The sequence below is a fragment of the Pseudoalteromonas phenolica genome (assembly GCF_005886345.1).
Taxonomy (GTDB): Bacteria; Pseudomonadota; Gammaproteobacteria; order Enterobacterales; family Alteromonadaceae; genus Pseudoalteromonas; species Pseudoalteromonas phenolica_A.
In genome coordinates this window covers 1-1,209 of the sequence record NZ_PNEC01000080.1, presented here as the reverse complement: position 1 = coordinate 1,209, position 1,209 = coordinate 1, and the positions used below count along the sequence as shown (strand labels likewise).

Below are 1,209 nucleotides of genomic sequence, written 5' to 3'. Positions count from 1 at the left end.
TGAATTAGTCTTGACTTGATCTGACATTTTCGATTTGAAAAATTGAGAGTTACCCGTTTTGATAAAGGTGTCGAATCTTTTAATCAAAACAACCCAAAGGTGGTAACTCTCATGTTACATACTAACAACCCAATCATTAAACACAAAACTGGTTTACTTAATCTTGCTGAAGAATTAGGTAATGTTTCTAAAGCCTGTAAAGTCATGGGCGTTTCCAGAGACACGTTTTATCGATATCAAGAACTGGTCGAAGACGGTGGTTTGGATGCGTTAATTGATAAAAGTCGCAGGTCTCCAAACATCAAAAACAGAGTCGATGAAGAGACTGAACAAGCAGTGATTAAGTATGCTATTGATTTCCCAGCTCACGGCCAGCATCGAACAAGCAATGAATTGAGGAAGCAAGGTGTTTTTGTATCAGGCAGTGGTGTTCGTTCAATATGGTTGCGCCATAACTTAGAGAACTTTAAGAAGCGTCTGAAAGCGTTGGAAGACAAAGTAGCGAGCGAAGGTATTATCTTAACTGACAGCCAAATCGCTGCACTTGAGAAAAAGAAAAATGATGATGAAGCGTGTGGTGAAATCGAAACGGAGCACCCAGGCTATCTAGGCTCGCAAGATACATTTTATGTTGGCAACCTTAAAGGTGTTGGCCGTATTTATCAGCAGACATTTGTTGATACCTATAGCAAAGTGGCGTTTGCAAAGCTGTACACTACTAAAACACCGATTACAGCGGCTGATATACTCAATGATAAGGTGTTACCTTATTTCGAACAGCATGAGCTGCCAATGTTACGAATTCTGACTGATCGAGGTACTGAGTATTGTGGCAAAGTTGAACATCATGACTACCAACTTTATCTTGCAATTAACGATATAGACCATACGAAAACTAAAGCGATGTCGCCTCAAACCAACGGTATCTGTGAGCGATTCCACAAAACGATACTTAACGAGTTTTATCAGGTCACATTCCGCAAGAAGCTGTATGGCTCGCTAGAAGGATTACAAAAGGAGCTGGACGAATGGATGGTTTATTATAATAATGACCGAACGCATCAAGGAAAAGTGTGCTGTGGCAGAACGCCACTTGAAACACTGGAAGATGGAAAACGTATTTGGGCAGAAAAGAATTTAGCTCAAATCTAAGCTGACAGACACCGATTGAAAAACGGGTAACTGTCAGATCAAGTCTGAGCTAGTACA

General features: G+C 40.5%; 1 protein-coding gene. It reads left to right on the top strand.

The window, feature by feature from the left end; all coding sequences use genetic code 11:
- Positions 1-111: 111 nt before the first annotated feature.
- The gene (locus CWB72_RS19830; RefSeq protein WP_138635050.1) at positions 112-1,152 is read left to right on the top strand and encodes an IS481 family transposase; all 1,041 of its coding nucleotides are present in this window, start codon (positions 112-114) and stop codon (positions 1,150-1,152) included.
- Positions 1,153-1,209 lie beyond the last annotated feature (57 nt).

What these genes read in the sequence shown, in the direction of transcription:
- CWB72_RS19830 (WP_138635050.1), top strand. Translation starts at nt 112, where the DNA reads ATGTTACATACTAACAACCCAATCATTAAACACAAAACTGGTTTACTT.